Annotated in this window: 17 protein-coding genes and 1 other RNA gene; 13 read left to right on the plus strand and 5 right to left on the minus strand. The window is 55.4% G+C overall.

The annotated features are described in order from the left end of the window. Window positions 1–8 precede the first annotated feature (8 nt). The 5 genes from CRO08_RS03775 to CRO08_RS03805 all read left to right on the plus strand — a co-directional run bounded on the left by CRO08_RS03775 (window position 9) and on the right by CRO08_RS03805 (window position 5,953). Complete coding sequence (locus CRO08_RS03775) at window positions 9–1,436, plus strand: tetratricopeptide repeat protein (protein WP_255252231.1); 1,428 nt, start codon at window positions 9–11, stop codon at window positions 1,434–1,436. Window positions 1,437–1,587: 151 nt separating this feature from the next. Next, on the plus strand, window positions 1,588–2,787 hold the full coding sequence (locus tag CRO08_RS16525; protein WP_101956412.1) for a hypothetical protein: 1,200 nt from the start codon (window positions 1,588–1,590) through the stop codon (window positions 2,785–2,787). A 42-nt stretch (window positions 2,788–2,829) separates the two neighbouring features. Next, window positions 2,830–4,101, plus strand: coding sequence for an IS256 family transposase (locus CRO08_RS03795; protein ID WP_097034567.1), 1,272 nt, complete (start codon window positions 2,830–2,832; stop codon window positions 4,099–4,101). Window positions 4,102–4,168: 67 nt separating this feature from the next. Further along, the gene (locus CRO08_RS03800; protein WP_097035112.1) at window positions 4,169–4,375 is read left to right on the plus strand and encodes a hypothetical protein; all 207 of its coding nucleotides are present in this window, start codon (window positions 4,169–4,171) and stop codon (window positions 4,373–4,375) included. A gap of 45 nt (window positions 4,376–4,420) precedes the next feature. Then, on the plus strand, window positions 4,421–5,953 hold the full coding sequence (locus CRO08_RS03805; RefSeq protein WP_176495050.1) for a family 16 glycosylhydrolase: 1,533 nt from the start codon (window positions 4,421–4,423) through the stop codon (window positions 5,951–5,953). An 87-nt stretch (window positions 5,954–6,040) separates the two neighbouring features. Here the strand turns inward: CRO08_RS03805 and CRO08_RS03810 are convergent, their stop codons facing one another. Further along, entirely contained in the window at window positions 6,041–7,234 is a 1,194-nt protein-coding gene (locus CRO08_RS03810; RefSeq protein ID WP_072810033.1) for a class I SAM-dependent rRNA methyltransferase, read from the minus strand. 60 nt (window positions 7,235–7,294) lie between these two features. Between CRO08_RS03810 and CRO08_RS03815 the strand changes: the two genes are divergently transcribed. Continuing rightward, on the plus strand, window positions 7,295–7,717 hold the full coding sequence (locus tag CRO08_RS03815; protein ID WP_072810435.1) for a VanZ family protein: 423 nt from the start codon (window positions 7,295–7,297) through the stop codon (window positions 7,715–7,717). A 38-nt stretch (window positions 7,718–7,755) separates the two neighbouring features. Here the strand turns inward: CRO08_RS03815 and CRO08_RS03820 are convergent, their stop codons facing one another. Next, window positions 7,756–8,406 carry a hypothetical protein gene (locus CRO08_RS03820; protein ID WP_097035113.1) on the minus strand — a complete coding sequence of 217 codons (651 nt, stop codon included), beginning with the start codon at window positions 8,404–8,406 and terminating at the stop codon, window positions 7,756–7,758. 251 nt (window positions 8,407–8,657) lie between these two features. Between CRO08_RS03820 and CRO08_RS03825 the strand changes: the two genes are divergently transcribed. After that, window positions 8,658–10,529: an OmpA family protein gene (locus CRO08_RS03825; protein WP_176495051.1), complete on the plus strand. Its 1,872-nt coding sequence runs from the start codon at window positions 8,658–8,660 to the stop codon at window positions 10,527–10,529. Window positions 10,530–10,597: 68 nt separating this feature from the next. Here CRO08_RS03825 and rnpB read toward each other — a convergent pair. Beyond that, window positions 10,598–10,971: RNase P RNA component class A (rnpB, locus tag CRO08_RS03830), an RNA gene on the minus strand. Window positions 10,972–11,047: 76 nt separating this feature from the next. On the opposite strand from rnpB, the gene CRO08_RS03835 reads away from it, so the two are divergent. Next, window positions 11,048–12,841, plus strand: coding sequence for a hypothetical protein (locus CRO08_RS03835; RefSeq protein ID WP_255252232.1), 1,794 nt, complete (start codon window positions 11,048–11,050; stop codon window positions 12,839–12,841). A 43-nt stretch (window positions 12,842–12,884) separates the two neighbouring features. After that, complete coding sequence (locus CRO08_RS03840) at window positions 12,885–13,214, plus strand: hypothetical protein (protein ID WP_097035115.1); 330 nt, start codon at window positions 12,885–12,887, stop codon at window positions 13,212–13,214. 47 nt (window positions 13,215–13,261) lie between these two features. Here the strand turns inward: CRO08_RS03840 and CRO08_RS03845 are convergent, their stop codons facing one another. Next, window positions 13,262–15,412 (minus strand): ATP-dependent DNA helicase RecG, encoded by a 2,151-nt coding sequence (locus CRO08_RS03845; RefSeq protein ID WP_097035116.1) that lies wholly within the window; start codon window positions 15,410–15,412, stop codon window positions 13,262–13,264. A 33-nt stretch (window positions 15,413–15,445) separates the two neighbouring features. Beyond that, window positions 15,446–16,465, minus strand: coding sequence for an MlaD family protein (locus tag CRO08_RS03850; RefSeq protein ID WP_097035117.1), 1,020 nt, complete (start codon window positions 16,463–16,465; stop codon window positions 15,446–15,448). Window positions 16,466–16,561: 96 nt separating this feature from the next. Between CRO08_RS03850 and CRO08_RS03855 the strand changes: the two genes are divergently transcribed. The 4 genes from CRO08_RS03855 to rplI all read left to right on the plus strand — a co-directional run bounded on the left by CRO08_RS03855 (window position 16,562) and on the right by rplI (window position 18,885). Next, on the plus strand, window positions 16,562–17,701 hold the full coding sequence (locus CRO08_RS03855; protein ID WP_097035118.1) for a hypothetical protein: 1,140 nt from the start codon (window positions 16,562–16,564) through the stop codon (window positions 17,699–17,701). Window positions 17,702–17,801: 100 nt separating this feature from the next. Continuing rightward, a complete protein-coding gene (gene rpsF / locus CRO08_RS03860; protein WP_097035119.1) occupies window positions 17,802–18,173 on the plus strand; it encodes a 30S ribosomal protein S6 in 372 nt (123 codons plus the stop codon). After that, window positions 18,173–18,424 carry a 30S ribosomal protein S18 gene (gene rpsR / locus CRO08_RS03865; RefSeq protein ID WP_072810056.1) on the plus strand — a complete coding sequence of 84 codons (252 nt, stop codon included), beginning with the start codon at window positions 18,173–18,175 and terminating at the stop codon, window positions 18,422–18,424. The genes rpsF and rpsR overlap by 1 nt, the downstream gene beginning before the upstream one ends. A 14-nt stretch (window positions 18,425–18,438) precedes the next feature. Beyond that, window positions 18,439–18,885 carry a 50S ribosomal protein L9 gene (gene rplI, locus CRO08_RS03870; RefSeq protein ID WP_097035120.1) on the plus strand — a complete coding sequence of 149 codons (447 nt, stop codon included), beginning with the start codon at window positions 18,439–18,441 and terminating at the stop codon, window positions 18,883–18,885. Window positions 18,886–18,954 lie beyond the last annotated feature (69 nt).

Consider the following 18,954-nt stretch of genomic DNA (forward strand, 5'->3'; position numbering starts at 1 on the left):
TACTTCGTATGAACATCAGACTTTCCGTGGCCGCTACGGCCCTTGCGCTTGCATTTTCGTTTGGTACTTCCTTCGCTGCCGACCCCCGCATAGAACAGGGGGCGATTTTCGAGGCCAAGGGCGAATACGAAATGGCCCTCGGTGAATACAGGGCTATCCTTGCGGAACAGCCGCAGAATTCCGAGGCGTATTTCCTTGCTGCGGAAGTCTACCTCAAGATGCCCAAGCAGGACTTGGCCCGCGCCCTTGCCAACTACCGCCTGGCGTACAAGTTTACCCCGACAATGAGCAAGGCGTACGAGGGTGCTGCGAGGGTCTACGAACTGATGGGCAAGAAGGCGAAGGCCGAAGAGGAACGCGCGAAGGACCCGAAGAACAAGCCTACGGAAGAGGTTACTGCCCCGGCGGTGGAACTTTCGGAAGCTCCGTCTGCGGAATCCAAGGCCGCTGAACCTGCGAAGCCTGCCGAGACGAAGATTGCCGAACCTGCAAAGCCGGAAAGTGCGCCGGCAGCGATCGAAACGAAGGCCGCGGAAAAGGCTCCGGAACCCGCGAAGGTTGCCGAACCCGCAAAGCCCGCCGCAGAACCGGCAAAGACTGCAGAACCTGCGAAGGCAGAAACTGCGGTGCCGACAGACCCGTTTGAAAAGGGCAAGATGCTGCTTGCCGAGGGCAAGTACAAGGATGCCGCCCCGCTCTGGCGCGAAGTGCTCGCCAAGAAGCCCGGCGACAAGGGTGCCTATTTTTACGCCGGTGTCACGCGCTACTACATGGGCGAGTACGACAAGGCGGAATTCAACCTGAAGAAGGGCCTTGAATACAAGGAAGAGGGCAACGATGCCAACTACTACCTTGCGTTAATTTATCAGAAAGGCAAGAAGAACGACCTTGAAAAGAAGGCCCTGGCCGCCTACCTGAAGAAGGCCGCTCCGGATGCCAAGTTCCGCAAGCCCGCGGAAGACCGTCTTGCCGAGATGAAGGCTGCCGTCGATTCTGCGAAGGTGGCGAGTGCTGCCCCTGCAACAGAAGCCGCTGCGCCCGCTAAGGAATCTGCTCCTGTCGCCGAGAAGGCTGCTCCGGTGGAAACCGCCTCCGTTGCGCCCGCGCCTGTGGCGAGCGAAGCGAAGGGACCGTCCGATACGCCGACGATTGCGAACGCGAACCTGCTTTTCAAGGCGGGGAGTTACGAGGCCGCGCTCCAGATGTACAAGGCTCTCCTCGAAACGGAAATTTCGCCTGACGAACGTTACTTTGCCACGCTCCAGATGGGCAACATCTACCGCGAACTGCGTGACTTCCATAGCGCGGTGACCCGCTACCGCACCGTGGTGCAGCAGTACCCGGAATCGGACTGGGCGACCGAGGCGGAACGCGCCCTCGAAGATGCCGTGTGGCTTGAGAAGCATGCGTCCGAGCTCCCGCGCCGCACAAGATAAACGTTTAAAAAAGTTTTCTTGAAAATGCCCCTAAACAGGGGCATTTTTGCGTTTGTGCGGGGGCTCTCTATTGCGTTTTGGAATGGAAAAACGTAAATTATGACAAAGTATCCTTAGTCGGTCCGCTGCGTGAAGGAATGATTTAATAAAAATGGAAACAAAAACAATGAACAATAAATTGACTCTTGGAAAGATTGCCTTAGGGCTCTTGTTTGCCTCTTTCTATACGGCCTGTGATGAAAGTACTACAGAAAACATCACGCAGGTCAATCAGGTTGGCATGGACGTTGTTTCTGCGGAAAAGGATTTGCCGGAATGTACTGCTGAAAACGAAGGTGCTCAGGCTTTTGTGAAGGGTGAATCTTCTGCGCGCATTTGCTCCGATGAAAAATGGATTTCTCTTTCGGGCAAAATCGATACTGTTTATGTTCAGGGCGGCAAAGATACGGTTGTTGTAAAAGGTGGCAAGGATACTGTATATGTGAAGGGCGAAGACTATAGTTGCTCTACGGAGCCCCTAGAAGATGGTAGTGGCCTGAAAATCATTTGCAATGGAGACAGTATCGGTGTTGTTCTTAATGGTGTCAAGGGCGATAAGGGCGACACCGGAGAAAAGGGAGACAAGGGTGATGTCGGAGATAAGGGTGATTCTGGCGAGAATGGTGCGGATTGTTCTGTTGTAGAACAGTCGGATACAACCACTCTAATTATCTGTGATAGTGACACCACGGTTCTTCAAATTGATGATGGTAAGCCGGAACAATGGCTCGGTGCTGATTTCTCTCATAAGGGCTTTTTCCTTAAGGGAACTAGTGTATATAATTACGAACTTTCCGATGGAAGAACTTTGAAACAAACGGGCAACGTACTGGAAAGAGAGATTGTTCGCGATGATGGTGTCTATAAGTTTACTGCTGCCGATATAAATACTCATTATTCGATGTTTGTTTTTGATGGTTTCTATAACAATGTTGTACAGGGAAAGGTTTCTGCGGCCCCTATCAGGTTGAAATTGATGACGGATTTGCGCAAGCGGTCTGTCGTGAATGCAAATGTGCTAACGCAATTAGAATATGACCGAGTCTATTACTTGGTGACGCGTGATACGCTTACTGTGAAAAAGGCGAAGCGTCGGGCAAATTATGAAATATTGAATATGTTCCATGTTGATACGACGGATTATGTTGATGCTGAAAGCCTGTTATTGTTTGGTTCTCACGAAACCGATGCTCGATTGCTTGCGATTACCATCTTATTGTTGGGTGAAAGGACTGACGCTGAATTTGAAGATGCCCCAAAGTTAGTTGAAATTTCTGCAACCAAAAAGAAAAAGGTGGTCTCCAACTTGTAAATTTGGTTCAGCAAAAAAACACCAAGCAAGAGGATAACCACCATGATGAAAAGTACAAAAAGAACCCCCAAACTGTCAATCGTCCGCCGCGAAGAAATCGACATTTCGACCAGTGTCGGGGTGGTTCTGGCCGACCTTGCCGAACAGGGGAAAAGCTGCCTTGACGCGCTGTCGAGGGAGATGGGCGCAAGGCTCGTGGAGGCGATACTCCTGGCCGAAAGGGAACAGCTCGGCGGTGCAGCATACCACCCCAGGAAGGGCTTCAAGAAGTGGTCCAGCCAGGGTGGTTCCGTGTACATCGCGGGTGGCAAGGCGAAGGTGCGCGTACCCAGGCTCAGGGACGAAAACGGCGAGGTCAAATCGCGTATCTACGCCCGTCTGAAAGACCCCGACGCGTTCTCCGAGCACCTGCTGCACGCATGCCTCTCAGGCCTGTCCGGGAGGCGTTACGAGGATGTGTTCTCGACTGCCGGGGAGGCGTTCGGCGTAAGCAAGTCGTCGGTGTCGCGCAAGGTCGTTGCCGCATGCACAAGGAAACTGAAGGAACTGAACGAGCGCAGGCTGGAGGACTTCGAGGCGGTTGCCGTCTTCATGGACGCAATGCATCGCTGCGGCGAGGTCGTGATGGCCGCCATAGGCGTTGACGCGGAAGGCTACAAGCGCGTGCTTGGCCTCTGGCAGGGCAGTTCGGAAAACACCGAAATGTGCCGTTCGTTCCTTTCCGACATGGAGAGCAGGGGCCTCGCCCTGCACCCCGACATCATCTTCGTGACCGACGGCGGGACGGGCCTCAACCGCGCCCTCAAGGACCGCTTCGGCAAGGACCTCAAGCACCAGCGCTGCGTGATCCACAAGAGGCGCAACGTCGAGTCCCATCTGCCCGAGATGTACCGGGCCGAGTTCGACAGGCGCTACAACAACGCCATCGGGATGGTGGGCTACGAGGACGCGAGAAGGGAACTTCTCAAGGTCCACGAGTGGCTCGAAGGCATAAACACGAGTGCCGCCAAATCGCTTTCCGAGGGCGGCGAGAGGCTGCTTACGGTCCACCGGCTGGGCATCCCCGCGCTCCTGCGCAAGTCGCTCATAACGACCAACATAATCGAGTCCACCTTCAACGGTCTCGACGCCATCGAGAAGAACGTGAAGCGCTACAGGGACATTGGAATGTTCAAACGCTGGATGGCCGCTGAGGTCCTCCACCGCGAAAAGAACTGGAGACGGTTGGACGGCTATGCGGAAATCCCCGAACTTGTCGAAAAACTTCGGGAAAAGAGCATGAAATTACTTGACAATGAAGCGCTAATAGCCTAGATTTACACCAGTTGGAGACCTGGATTTTCAACTAAAAAAGGGACAAATTCCTGAATTTAGGGGACTTTTGACTGAAATTGCAAATGGTATTACCGAAGATGGTGAATGGAATAATCCGGAAAAGAAGAAGGAAATTGCCGAATGGGCAAAGGATGCCGATGAATCTGGCCGTCTTGATGAGATTCGTGAACGAATCGTGAAAGGCACAGATGTCGAGTTTCCGGATTTTATAAAGTATATACGTAACTTCTGGCAAAAGGAATTGTCTAATTAATGAAGGAATACTAATTTCCTTGTTTGGATGAGGTTGGATTAGGATATGAAAAGAAAATTCTTGGTTCTCGCGGGTGTGGCTGCAGCAACGCTAGCTTTTGCAGACCCGCCGGCGAACTTCAGCGGCTGGGAGAAGGTGTTCGAGGACAACTTCGACGGTACTTCTCTTGACAAGAAGAAGTGGAACCCCACGTACAACTGGGGCCCGACGCACAACCATCGCGCCTACTGTGCCGAAGAGAACGTGATTGTCTCTGACGGTACGCTCAAGCTGAAGGGCGAAAAGAAGGTGCACCCCGATGCCAACGGGCGCAAGGCGAAGTTCAACAACAAGGAAATCCCGGTCGACTATACGAGCGGCGCGATTGACACGAAGGGCCATTTCGAGGTGAAGTACGGCTACATCGAGGGCCGCTTCAAGGCCCCGTGGCAGAAGGGAACTTGGCCTGCGTTCTGGACCCTGCAGGACGGCTGGCCTCCGGAAATCGACATTCTCGAAATCCCTGCGTCGCGCAAGCAGCACCACTACTACCTGCATTACACTGACCCCAGCTGGTATAACAGCCACGGTTCGGCGTGGGACCACGAGGCGTCCTTCGGCGGACACAAGGACGATGACGTGGACCGCTCCGCGGGTTTCCACAACTACGGCGTGGAATGGGACGAGTCGACCCTCAGTTTTTACTTTGACGACAAGCGGTTTGCAAGCTACACGCGCCCGACAGAAATCAAGCAGCTTGCGGCTCAGTACATCATCGTGAACCTCGCCATCGGTGGCTGGGCGGGCGATGATATCGAGATTACCTCCGACAAGCCGGCGTATTTCGAGGCGGACTGGGTGCGCGTGTGGCAGGCCAAGCCCGCGAAACCCGATACGGTGCGCATCATGTCAATGAATTTTGGTACCTGCATGGTCCGTACATCCGAAGACAAGCTTGCTCTCGGCGATTGCAATGGCGATAATGCTGTTGCGACGGTTACGCCGCTATCTTCTACCACGTTCCGCATCAACTTCGGCGACATTTCTCTCGATACCCCGAACGAATCTACGGATGCGGGCATCACGATGGGTCTTTACAAGTGGAATGGGGGCGCTCACCAGAAGGTGGTAATGGAAAAGCAGTCCGGTTACGAGGGCTCCGTGGTGCGCATGAAGATGCAACACAGCAACATGTACCTGCGTGCAACTACCGATGGCGAACGCGTGGTGCAGAGCTGGGCCGACGACTGGGAATGGAACCAGATGTGGCGCCTGGTGGGCAAGGACGATGTTGTTCCCTCGAAGGATACGACGAAGAAGGATACGGCAAAAACCGACACGGGTACGACGGCGCTGGGTGATTTCACAAGCGTGTACGGAACTTCGGTCCATTATGCAGGCAACCATCTGTTTGTAGAACTCGGAAGCACGTTTATTGATGGTGCGATGGTGCGCATTCTTGACCTGCAGGGGCGCGAGGTGATGCGCAAGCAGGCGGTGCGTTCGGCTGCATTCGACGTGCAGGCCTTGCCCGTGGGCATTTACCACGTTGCCGTGCAGAACAAGAACCGCACGGAAATCCGGCGGTTCAAGAAATAGGAAGCAACTTTTGCGAGCCCGCTGTCGTGCTCGCTCAAACGTTGTCATGCCCGATCAAGTCGGGCATCTTCTGTTTTAAGAGAATGGTTAAACGACTTGTACGAGCAATCCCTTGAGGTACTGACCTTCGGGGAATGCCGTGTTTACGGGATGGTCGGCGGGTTGGCCGAAGCGTTCAATGATTTGAACGCGCCGATGTGCATCGGCGGCGGCATCCGCGATAATCTTCTGGAACAGGTCCATTTCCATGAGCCCGGAGCAACTGAAGGTCGCGAGCATGCCGCCCTCGGCCAACAGCTTCATTGCAAGTAGATTGATGTCCTTGTACCCGCGGGCGCCCTTCTGCAGGTTATCCTTGCTTTCCACGAACTTGGGCGGGTCCAGCACGATGAGGTCGAAGGTTTCTGCCTTGTCGCGGCACTTGCGCAGGTACTGGAATACATCCGCTTCTACGTGCGTGGCATGTGCGGTGCTGAGCTTGTTCCGCATGATGCCTTCCTTCGCGAGCTTGAGGGCGTCCTTCGAGACGTCCACCTGGTAAACCTTCTCGCAACCGCCACGGAGGGCGTATAGCCCGAACCCGCCGGTATAGCAGAAGCAGTTCAGGACCTTCTTGCCCTTGGAAAGTTCGCCGATGCGCCTGCGTGCGTCGCGCTGGTCGAGGTAGTAACCCGTCTTGTGGCCGTTCTTCACGTCGATGGGGAAGAGGATGCCGTTCTCGTTGATGATTACGGGCTCGTCGCTCACTTCGCCATAAACGACACCCGTGCGCAGTTGCAGGCCTTCCTTGCGGCGCACCTCGGAATCGCAGCGCTCGTAGATGCCCTTGCAGTGCGTCTTTTCGGCAAGCAACTCGTAAATCGTTTCGCGGTGGACTTCCGCACCGGCTGCAAGGATTTCGACAGAATAGATGTCGGCGTACTTGTCGATGATGCAGCCCGGAATGCCGTCGTTCTCGGCGTTAATCAGGCGGAAAGCGGATTCCTTGTCCTCGATGTCGAAGCCGCGGCTCTTGCGGGCGGCAATCGCACGGTCCAGAATGTCGCTGAAGAATTCGCGGTCGATGTTCGCCTTCTCGCCGAACGTCCAGAAGCGCCCGCGAATCTGGGACTTGGGCGAGTACGCCGCAAGACCCAGAAAATCGCTCCGGTAGCTGTACACCTCGACGGTATCGCCGAGTTCCGGGTCGCCGACAACTTCGTCGACGGCCCCGCTAAAAATCCACGGGTGGTAACGCAATGCGGACTTCTCGCGTCCGGCCTTCAGGGTAATCGCTTTCATGCATACAAATGTAGAAAAATGGCAGTTTGGGCGGGGCGTTTTTTTATATTTGGCGTCAAGATGTTTGAAAGCCTTTTTGACAAGTACCCGTTTTTCCGTGCTGTTCCCGCTGTTCTCTGCATGGCGATAATCTTCAAGATATCTTCGCTCACGAACGAGCAACTGGAAGATTTCCCGCAGGTCTGGGACAAACTGGCGCATTTCTGCGAATACGCGACTCTTGCCGGTTGCTATGCCATGCTCTGGTCCCGCGCCGAGTGGTCCAAGCGGCAGTGGCTGCGCGTACTTGTTGTGGGCGTACTCGCGCTTGCATATGGTTGTACCGATGAATTCCACCAGAGTTTCGTGGATGGTCGCGAAAGCAGCGTGTTCGACCTCGTGGCCGACCTTACCGGCGGCCTGATCGGCGGAATTGTCTATGCGGTTGTTGTCCGCATCCTGAACCGCTTTGATCCGGTCCCACCTCCGCCCGAAGAAAAGTAGCCTTGTACGGGCTACCTAACAAAGTAGCCCGTACAACGTTACTTTATATATTGCTCTAGAATACACGAGAGAATCATTGCCGGTACGGCAAAGAGCGTTGCTGCCTTTGAGCATTTCGCGTAATCTTCTGCACTGTAGTCCGGTGCGAGCCTTTTCATGATGAATGCTGAAGTATAGCCGCAGAGTAAAAGGTAGACGAGCGCTTGTCCGAGTGTCGTGAAGGCCTGGAGAATATTTGCCGAGTTCCCGTGCAGGGGAAGCTTTTCGATGAGCTTCTTGAGGTCGAGTATGTTCATGAGGATGGTGAATGCTGCCATCGAGGATACGTACGCTCCGATGAATTTCAGCATGGAACTTTTTTTCAGGATTTCTTTCCGGTGAAAGAAGGCTACGTAGAATGGCACGAGGAATATGGCGTAGGCGCCCGCTCCGAGAATGGCTGCACACCACATGAAGTTTCCGGCGGGGTGTTTGGCGACTTTTGCTTCGCCTGCTTCGTCTAGTTCCCTGTGTTCCTCGGGTATCCTGCTGAGGATGATGTCGTCTACGTGCTGCTGCACATCAAGAACTTCGGAGATGTCGACCGTTTCGGGAACTTCGGGCGGAACGTGGTGCTCGTTGGGCGCGTCGCACCAGAGGCAATTGAACATGTCGTCGGCGTATTCCCTGCCGCATTTTTTGCAAATCATTTAAAGCCTCTCTTCTCCTTGTTCGGCTTGTTCAAAAAAGGTGCATTTCGCCTATGTGCATTATTGCGTGACGTACGTTACAAAAATATGAAAACGTTGCCTGCCGGTTTGTAAATAATACCTGCTATTGCGTAAAATACGCGATTTGAACCCTTTTGCAGTGTTGGATTATAGGAAGAAGTTTCTAAATTTGGCGAGGATTTTTGGGTTTAAATATTATGAAAATACGTTTTTTTACTTTCGTTCTTTTGATGGCCGCGGCCTTAGCCTTTGCTCAAAGTGGCCTTATGGGCGGAACCGACGGTATCCACCAGATCAATTCGAAAACGCTGGGCAAGTACAGGTTCTCGCTCGGAACCGGCGGTAACGTGACTATCGACCCGTGGGCGCTTACCCGTGGTGGCGTTTTTTACGATGATGGTGTCGAGCAGCACTTGCAGGATTTCAAAATCTCTGCGACGGGAAGCTTCTACATCGGGTTTGGCTTGGCCGATAATATCGATGTGGCGGTTGCGCTCCCTATCAACTACGACCGCTCCTATGCGGATAGCTACATGGAAGCGACCGGCAACATACGTCCGGGTGACATTGACTTGTTCATGAAGGTGTCTGCTCCGTTCCTGGCCGAAGACAACATTCTCGGGCTTGCGATGCAGTTGCACATGATGCTGCCGACGGGCTCGAAGGAAATTGGCCTGCGTCCGCGCCATGCCTGGATGCTTAAGGATAAAGGATATACCAATCCCTATACCGCCGATGAAGTCGTGGTGGGGGCTCATGGCATCATGACTCTTGATTTTACCAAGCGCGATGTTCCCCTGCGTTTCAACTTGGAGGGCGGGTTCATGTACGCGAACTTGGGCTCGAACACGGTTGTCTACTCGACGGGCCTTAACTGGTTCATGACCGACTGGATTATCCCGTTTGTCGAATTTTCCGGCGAGTTCCGCGTAGAAGGCGATAAGTACCCGATCGATGTCTTCGAAGACCCGATGACACTTACGCCGGGTATCCGCCTGCACACTCCGTTCGGCGTGGATATCGCGGGCGGTCTCGACCTGTCGGTACGCTCCATGCGTAACTTTGGCCGCAGCAAGTCGAAGGAAATGCGCGGTGCCGAGGACTACACGATTACTTACAGGGACGAGAAGGGCTACGTGAAGACTTACGGCTACGTGCCTGCCGCGACCTATGCGTTCACCGGGTTGCTCACGTGGTACTTTGGCGGGGCGGAGAAGGCTACGGAACGCGAATGCCCGCAGGGGCTGCCGCCGCAGGATACGGTCGCGAAGACGGATACCCTGTTCAAGGTCGATACGCTTGTGCATGTGGATACTCTCGTGAAGGTCGATACGGTCGAGAAGACGGAATCGTTCGTGAAGGTTCTGCCGATGTCCGATACGGATGAAGATGGCGTCTCGGACGACCTGGATAAGTGCCCGGATTCCCCGAAGGGTATTACCGTGGATACTACGGGTTGCCCGCGTGACTTTGACGTGGATGGCGTGCCCGATTACCAGGATATGTGCCCCAACACGCTCCCGAACATCGGCGTGGATTCGACCGGATGCGCGAAGGACGAGGACCGCGACGGCGTTGCCGACGATAACGACAAGTGCCCGGCGACAGGGAAGGGAATTCCCGTGGATACTACGGGTTGCCCGATGGATACCGACAAGGACGGCGTGCCCGATTACCAGGACAAGTGCCCCAATACGCTCCGCGGCGTGAAGATCGACAAGAAGGGCTGCCCCGTGAACAAGAGGGAAGACCTGGAACGCCTCAAGAAGGGAATCAACTTCAAGAGCGGGTCGACCGTGCTCACCAAGCCGAGTTTCAAGACTCTGGACGATATCGTGAAGTTGCTGACGAAGTTCCCGGATGTGAACCTCGAAATCCAGGGCCATACGGACAACGTGGGCGAGGACGAGTACAACATGAACCTCTCGCAGGGCCGTGCCCAGTCGGCGGTAGATTACCTTATCCGTAAGGGGATTCCTGTGGAACGCCTGCGTGCGAAGGGATTCGGGCCCACGAAGCCCATTGCCGACAACAAGAAAAAGGCCGGCCGTGCGAAGAACCGCCGCGTGGAACTCGTCCCGTTCTACAACGACGAGCAGTAGCGCGCCATAAATCACTCAGCGCGAACAATAACTTAAGGAGAAGGCCCCCGCGGTAAGCGGAGGCCTTCGTGTTGAGTAGTTATAAGCCGGGTTCTGTACCCCTTACGGGGCGATGACCATCTCTCTGGACGAATCGTTACCGACCGCCTCAAGCGACCTACCCGGAATCCAACAGCCGCGGGCAGCGACTGGTCCTTGCGGACGGAGACCTGCTTGGTCTTGCACCGGATGAGGTTTACCGTGCCATCCCTGTCACCAGGAATGCGGTGAGCTCTTACCTCGCCGTTTCACCCTTACCTTGTCCGAACTTGCGCCCGAACCTGGCGGTTTGCTTTCTGTTGCACTGTCTGTCGCGTTACCGCGCCTGGACGTTATCCAGCATCCTGCCCTGTGGTGCCCGGACTTTCCTCCAGCATTGCTGCCGGCGGTCATCCGCTACCCGCGAACAAATCTAGCAAACGGGATTGCTTTGTGCAAGGAGCGATTGCCCCACTTTTTTGTATATTTACTTTGTTTTTATGGTTTTTAGTGCTAAATCGTTCCGCGTCTATTTTTTTGCGCTTGTCTTTGTGGTATCGGCATTCGCCGAACCGGATTCCTCCGCTGTAGATTCCTCCGCTATAGATTCTTCTGTTGCTGAATCTCCTGATTCTTCTGCGCTTTTCCGCGTCGATAGCATTGCCTACGATATCGGTGATGCCTTTGACGATTCGCGGGTGCATACCAAGTACGACAAGCTGGTTTACGACATCCTGAACATAGTGCATATCGAAACCCGCGAGCATACTGTCCGCAAACTGCTCCTTTTCAATACGGGCGATATAGTGAATCTCGACCTGATGCTCGAATCGGAGCGGTTCCTGCGCGAACAGCGGTTCCTGAGCGATGCCACCATCACGGTGGAACAGGATAGCGGGAAGAATGTGGTGAGCGTGCACACGAGCGATAACTGGACGTTGACCTTGCCGATAAGTTTCGGGTTCGGTGGCCGCGAATGGAAGTACAAGAACCTGGTGTGGGGTGTCGGTGTGCAAGAGAGCAACTTCCTCGGGCTGGGGCAACTGCTCGGGTTCTATTTCGGGCACAACGAGTTCCGCGACATGTGGCAGGTGGAATACGGTGCGCCGCACTTTATATTCCGCTACAACCACTTGGATTTTCTCTACAGTTACAATACCGACGGTTATCTCGCCAGCTGGACCATGTACGTGCCGTTCCTCAGCAGGAGCGTGAACCAGTGGGCCTACACGCTTGCTGGTCTCAAGAACGAGAGTTACTATTACGTTTATGGCAGTGGCGACTTGCCTCCGGGCGCATCTCCCTATGCTACCGACAAGCCTCTTGATTCGCTCCAGCTCTATAACGGCGACGAGGCGGTGGAACTCATGAAGGTGAAGGGCTTTATCAGCGACTCGCTGAGCTTTAGGGTGAGCCGCTCCTTCGGGGGCACGCAGCGCAAGTTCTACCTCGGGGCGACATACGACTACCGCAGGCTCACTGCAAGCAAGGGCGAACTGTTGCGCTACAGGTTTACCGACGGCGAAAATTCGTACGCGATTGATTCCGCGTCTGCCTGGAACGAGTGGCTTCCGGAACGCAAGGATTCCCGCCTGGGCGCCTATATCATGTATTCGGACTTGCGCTACGAGAAACTCCGCAACTTCCACAACGTGAAGTGGAACGAGGATGTGGACAAGGGCTGGACCGCGAAGGTGCAACTTTCGAAAAACTACGAACAGATAGGCGCGCACGACAACGATATACGGCTCGACTTCTGGCTGAACCTTTACCTGGGCGCGGGAATGCACTACCTGACGCTGCTTTCGTACAGCAACTTCTACCTGGACCACGGCGAAATGCGCGACATGTACACCCGCGTGAAGGGCGAATATATTTTCCACCCGAACAACAGGTTCTCTACGGCGCTTACCGGGCTTGTCGACTTCTATGACGAGGCGCGTTACGGCTACCAGCTTTCTCTTGGCGGTACGGATGGCTTTGTCGGGTTCCCGACTGGGTTCTACACGGGGCAGGCACGCGTCTACGGAAGCCTGGAACAGCGCTGGTTCCCGGATTTCGAAATCGCGACACTCGTTCCCGTGTTCGTGGGCTATGCGAGCGTGGGCGAGACCGCGTGGGAAATTGGCGATATCCGCCGCAAGGACCTGATTTACGTGCTTGGCTTTGGCGCGCGTTTTGTACAGACAAAGTCAATAAGCAAGCTGATAAACAAGCTCGACGTGAGCATTCCGCTGAATGGTTCGCGCAAGGGAGACCCGCATTTCTCCATCACGACGGCGTACTCGCTATAGGGATTGTTAAAACAGGATAAGCACCTTTTATATATTTGAGAATATGGAAGAACAGCAAAATACGACCCGCGCCAAGTTGCGCCAGATAAAGAACATGATTCTGCGCGTTGAACTCATCATCGGGTTCTTTGCGATAGTGGCGGGAATCATCGTCACCGTGATGGTCTGGAGTGAAGGCTACTTTGCGGGCGCATTGATGATGGTGCTGACCGGTATCCTCAACATTTACCTTGCGTTCAAGGAACTTGTTGCCCCGACCGACCACCTGCTCCATTGGCAGGCGGTGTTCTTCATGATTGTGCGCAGGGCGATGTTCTTCCTGAATATTGCGCTGTTGGCGCTCGTGCTCGGCACGTTTACCAATTTAATTTAGTTGCGGAATTATCGCGCTGTTTAAATCGCGTATAGAATTGCGCGGGCCTAGTGCACGCCGTCTTCGTTCGTGAATTCCTTCTCGCCGTACCACGCCTGTATCTGTTCGCGTGCGGTGTCGTCGAAAGATTCCTTGTCGTGCAGTATGTGCTCGGCGGTTTCGAGCGTCTGGCTGATGAGTTCCTGGTCGGCTATCCAGTCGAACCAGCGGAACACCCACGCGCCGCTCTGTTCGTAGCCTTCGAGGTTGCCTGCGCCGCGCGTCTGCAGGTCGAGTTCCGCAATCTCGAAGCCGTCCTCGGTCTGCGAGAATTGGGAGAGCCGCTCCATGCTGGTATCGGCGGTGTCGCCCTCGGGTATCATCAAGAAGCACCACGCTTCTCGATCGCCGCGGCCCACGCGGCCGCGCAACTGGTGCAGTTGCGCGAGCCCGAACCTGTCGGGCTGATCGATGACCATCAGGTTTGCCGCGGGCACGTTCACGCCCACCTCTATTACGGTCGTTGCCACAAGGATGTGTATCTTTCCGGCGGCGAACTGCGCGATAATCGCATCCCGCTCGTTTTCGTCCATCTGGCCGTGCACGCCCGCGACCTTCAGCGCGGCGCCGTTTAATGCCGCCGTTGAGCCCGAAGTGGCACTGTTTAAAACTGCGCCCGGCCCTGCGACATACGAACGCAGTTCCTCCACAATCTCATCGACGCTCCGCGCTCCGCCCTCATCGTCACTCCCGACGCGGCTTGCAATCCAGTAGCACAGGTTCCCGGTGGCGGCTTCCTTGCAGATAAACTTCTTCATGTCCTCGCGCTTGCTGGCGTTCACGAGGCGCGTCTTGATGGGCTTGCGGCCCGCGGGTTTTTCCTTGATGCTGATGACCTTCAGGTCGCCGTAGAGCGTCATCGCGAGGCTTCGCGGAATCGGCGTCGCGCTCATCACGAGCATGTCGGGGTAGTCTCCCTTAGCGAGCAGGGCCTCGCGCTGGCCCACGCCAAAGCGGTGCTGTTCGTCGATGACAACGAACCCGAGGCGCGAGAAAATAACGTCCTTGCTGAACAGGGCGTGCGTGCCTATCACGATGTCGGCGAGCCCCATCTGGATTTCCCCGAGAATCACCTTCTTCTCGGCGGCGGGTGTGGCGCCAACCAGCAGGCGCACGTTCAGGCCCGCGGCATCGAAGAACGGCTTGAGACTCTTGTAGTGCTGTCGCGCGAGGATGTCTGTCGGCACCATCAGCGCGCACTGTTCGCGCATCCCGTTACCGGCGGGCATATCAGAACTAGCAACAGATCCGCCTCCGCAAACGGCCATCATCGCGAGCATTGCGACGACTGTCTTTCCGCAACCGACGTCGCCCTGCAAAAGCGCGTGGAACTGCTTCTTGCCGTTAAGGCCTGCTACAATCGTGTTGAGAGCTTCTTCTTGCCCGCGGGTCAGCGTGAACGGGAGGCTTGCCTTCGCCGCCATCACCGTTCCGAGGTCAATCTGCCGCTCGTGCCCGCGCAATTTCTGGTTCTCGCGCCGCTTGACCATGCGCAGGCAGAACGGCAACAGTTCAAGGACCTTCAGTTCGCGCTTCGCCTTGTATATCGCGGGGAATTCCTTGGGCAGGTGGAGCGTGCGCAGGTTCTGCATGACCGGTGCAAAACGGAGGTAGTCCGTGAGCACCCTCGGGCATAGCCCGGGCAGCGTGAGTCCTGGGAACCCGAAAATGGTCTTGTATAGCTTGCGGAAGAACTTCTGCTCCATGCGGGCTTCGCGGCATGCCTCGCTGATGGGGTACACCGGGAGAATCGCACCGGTAAATTCTTCGTCGTCATCGAATGGCTGCATGTCGGGGTGTGTCATCTGGAGGCCGCGGTATTCACCGACCGCACCCGAGACGCACCAGCGCGTATCGTTCTTGATGCGCCTTGCCCAGTAACTCGTGCCCTGGAAAAACAGCAGTTGTATCTCGCCTGTGCCGTCGGTGAGCGTCGCCATGAAGCGCGACCTGCGCCCGCGAACGATTCCCGCCCGCTTTATTGTGCCGATAAGCACCACCTTGTCGCCGGCGCGGCACTGCCCGATGGGCGTGACCTTCGTGTGGTCGAGGTAGGTGCGCGGAATGTTGTACAGCAGGTCGGCAACGGAACCGAGCCCCGCCTTGCGGAGCGCTTCTGCGCGTTTGGGCCCGAGCCCCGGTAGTTGCGAAATTTCCATCTGGGTGCGCTTCCGTTGGTTTGCGCTTTCGGGCTATTCGCCCTCGACTTCTTCCGAACCCGGCAGTGCTTCGCCCTTCTCGGCGCGGAGTTTCGCCTTCTCGCGGGCCGTCTTGCCGATAAGGTTCGTGTTCTTCCAGGTAAAGAGTTTCACTTCCTTGCCCTGGTCGTCGTACATCTTGATTCCCTTCGTGTCGATGGCCGCGATGAGTTCGTTCATCTTTTTGGTGAGGTCTGCGACCTTGTCCACGATTTCGGTGGAATTGATGAGCTTGTTCATGGCGGGGGAGTTCTCGATGTCGGTAATCATCTTCTCGGCCTTTTCCGTACCCTCGGCGATGGACTTGATGACGTTCTCGGCTTCGCCTATCTTGGTGTTCAGGGCGTCAGTCGTCGTTTTCACCGTGGTATCGACCTGGTCTGCCATGGTTGCTACCGTGTTGCCCGCCTCGTTTATCTGCTTCACGAGGCCGTTTATGGCGGGGTTCAGCTTGTCGATGGTCTTGTCGGCGTTCTCGAGGATTCCCTCGATGGTGCCCATCACGTTCTCGTAGAGTTCCTGCGCGGACTGGTGGGTGGAATCCCCGTTCGCGATAAGCATTATCACCTCGCGGACGCGTGTAATCTGCGCGTTCACGTCTTCCATGTAGCGGAGCGCCTCGGCGATACCCGGCTCGAACGTTCCCTGGTGGATAAAGTCCTGCGGGAGCACCTTGCCGTGCTTGTTCGGGACAATCTCGAGCCTGCGCTGGCCCATGATGGCGTAGTTCACGTTGTTGAACTGCGTTCCCTCGCGGATGGTGCGGGGCTCGTCGAACTTGATTTCCACGCGGGCACGGTCGCCCAGCCATGTTACCTTGCCGATAGTGCCCACGTTATAGCCGCGGATGACCACTGGGTCTTCGGGCTGCAGCGAGCCCAGTTCGTCAAAATCGACGTATGCCTTGTAGGTCACGTGCTCGTGCGCCTCGAACATGCCGTAGGCGATGCCTGCAAAAAGGGCGATAAGCGCGAGGAGCGAAATGTAGCCAATAACCCTGTCGGACTTAATCATGTGCGGAAATTTAACAAAAAAGCAATCTTGGCCTTCTAGGGTGGGTCCGTTTTGAAACTAAAAAAGATATATTCCTCGTAAAGGAGTGTTTAAGGTATGGTGTTTGCTGGAAAGAAATCGTTTCTGTTTACGGTAGGCCTTCTAGGCCAACTCGCTTTTGCGGTAACCCTCTACGACGAGGTTCCGCAGGATACCTTCGGCATCGAGAAGTTCTACCCCACGAAGGAGGGCTCGGTCGAGTGGAATTCTGCCCACTGGAACAATGGGCATGCCCGCGGCATTGACTGGGACGGCGACCCTGATGATGCGCTGGAGTGGACGGACAACCGAAGCGCGGGTGATGCGTCTCCCTTTTTTAAGATAGATGGCAACGGCGTGATGCAGATGATGAGCTCCGGCCCGCGCTTCCATATCAATAGCCAGACGGAATGGGCGGCAAAGAAGCAGTTCTACCGCGATGTGGAATTTACCGCCTACTACCGCAGGGGCGAGGCATCTGCAAACGGCCCCGACTACGGCGGCATGGTGATGGGCGTACGGAGCGGTGCGCTCGGGCATGCAAGTGGCGGGGGCAACAACTGCGATGCAAATACATACTATGCGCGCTTTAGGCACGATGGCAAGTGGGATTTCGAGAAGGAATGGAAGCACCCCGGCAGCTACTACCAGAGCGAGGGCGTTGTGGGCAAGCAGACGCCTCTTTGGGGTGGCGCGAAACTCCCGACCGACCGCTGGATAGGCATGAAGTTTATAGTGTACAACAGTGCGTACCCGGACAATGGTAGTCCCGACGAATCTAGGACATCTGTCCGTCTGGAACTCTACATTGACTCGACCTCGAACGGCGAGCCTGCAAACGCCAAGTGGGAGAAGGTAGGCGAGGCGCTCGACGGGGGGAAGGACTGGTCGGGGGCTTCTGGCGGGGCAGCGACCATCGATGGCTGCAAGGACTACAACGGGCTCGAGGATGCCTTCGCGCCTATCATCAAGGGCGGGGGAATTGCCCTGATGCGTACCGACGGCAGCACGAACAACGTGGTCCAGGGCGAATACAAGTATGTAAGTATCCGCGAAATCGACCCGTATGGCTCGTTTGCGGGCGGTACGACCGGCATCCGCCGTTCCCCCTACACGTACAGGGGTGTTTTCCCCTCGAAACCGGCAAAGTTCGACCTCAATGGGCGGTCCGTGCCCCAAAATGCCGCTCCTGGCATGTATCTTTTCCGCAGGAATTGACAAAAAAGCCCCTTTTTCTATATTTGGCACACCGATTTTATAATCGGAACCCTCCCGGAGCCAATGTCGGTACCCGGGCGATAGACCAAAGGGACTCATTATGAGACAATACGAAACGATGGTGATCATCGACGCTATGATCTCTGACGACGCTATCAATGCCGAAGTCGAGACGATTGGCAAGAGCATCACCGACGGCAACGGCGAAATTCTCCGCCGTGACGACTGGGGCAAGCGCAAGCTCGCTTACACCATCAACAAGCGCCAGCACGGTTACTACGTGATCTTCTACTACAAGGCAGAAGCCGCTGTGGTCGCCGCTGTGGAAGCCGCTCTCAAGCTTAACGAAAACGTCCTCCGCTGGATGACTCTCGCTGATTATCCGATGAGCGAAATTGTCTACAACAAGGACATGGCTCAGTCTACCGAGGAAATCATCCCGGTTGACGCAGAAGAAGGGGAGGCTGAATAATGGCTTTTGAAGATAAGAAGCAGGCTACCCGTGTCCGCCGCAAGAAGACTTGCTGGTTCACGGAAAACAACGTCAAGTTCATTGACTACAAGGACGAGAAGACTCTCCGTCGCTTCATCTCTGAACGTGGCAAGATCATCCCGCGCCGCATCTCCGGCACCTCTGCCAAGTACCAGCGTATGCTGAACGAGGCTATCAAGCGTGCCCGTCAGATGGCCATTCTCCCGTTCGTTTCGGACAGTCTGCGCTAAGGAGGAACTAGACTATGGAAATTATTCTTAAGGCCAACGTTCCTCACTTGGGCAAGATGCTCGACGTCGTGAAGGTTAAGGACGGTTACGCTCGTAACTTCCTCTTCCCGCGCAAGCTCGCTGTCCGTGCAACCAAGGAAGCCAAGCTCCAGATTGAAACCAACCGCGCTGCTCTCGAAGCTCAGTTCCAGAAGGAACTCGCCGCCGCTGGTGACGTCGCTGCCAAGCTTTCTCAGATTTCTGTCAACCTCGAACGCCGCGTTGTCGAAGGCGATCGTCTCTACGGTTCTGTGACCGCTGGTGACATTGCCGACGCCATCACTAAGGCCGGTGTCAAGGTTACCCGTGCTCAGGTCGAACTTGCTGAACCTATCAAGCAGGTCGGCGTGTTCACCGTCACCATCAAGGTGTTCGGCGATGTCGAAGCACAGGTCAAGGTTTGGGTGGTCGCCGCGAAGTAATTCCGGCTACAACTGAACTTTAGAAAGTCGCCCCCTCTGCGGGGGCGATTTTTGCTATTTTAATAACCG

Source organism: Fibrobacter sp. UWT3, from assembly GCF_900230125.1.
In the GTDB taxonomy this organism is placed as follows: Bacteria; Fibrobacterota; Fibrobacteria; order Fibrobacterales; family Fibrobacteraceae; genus Fibrobacter.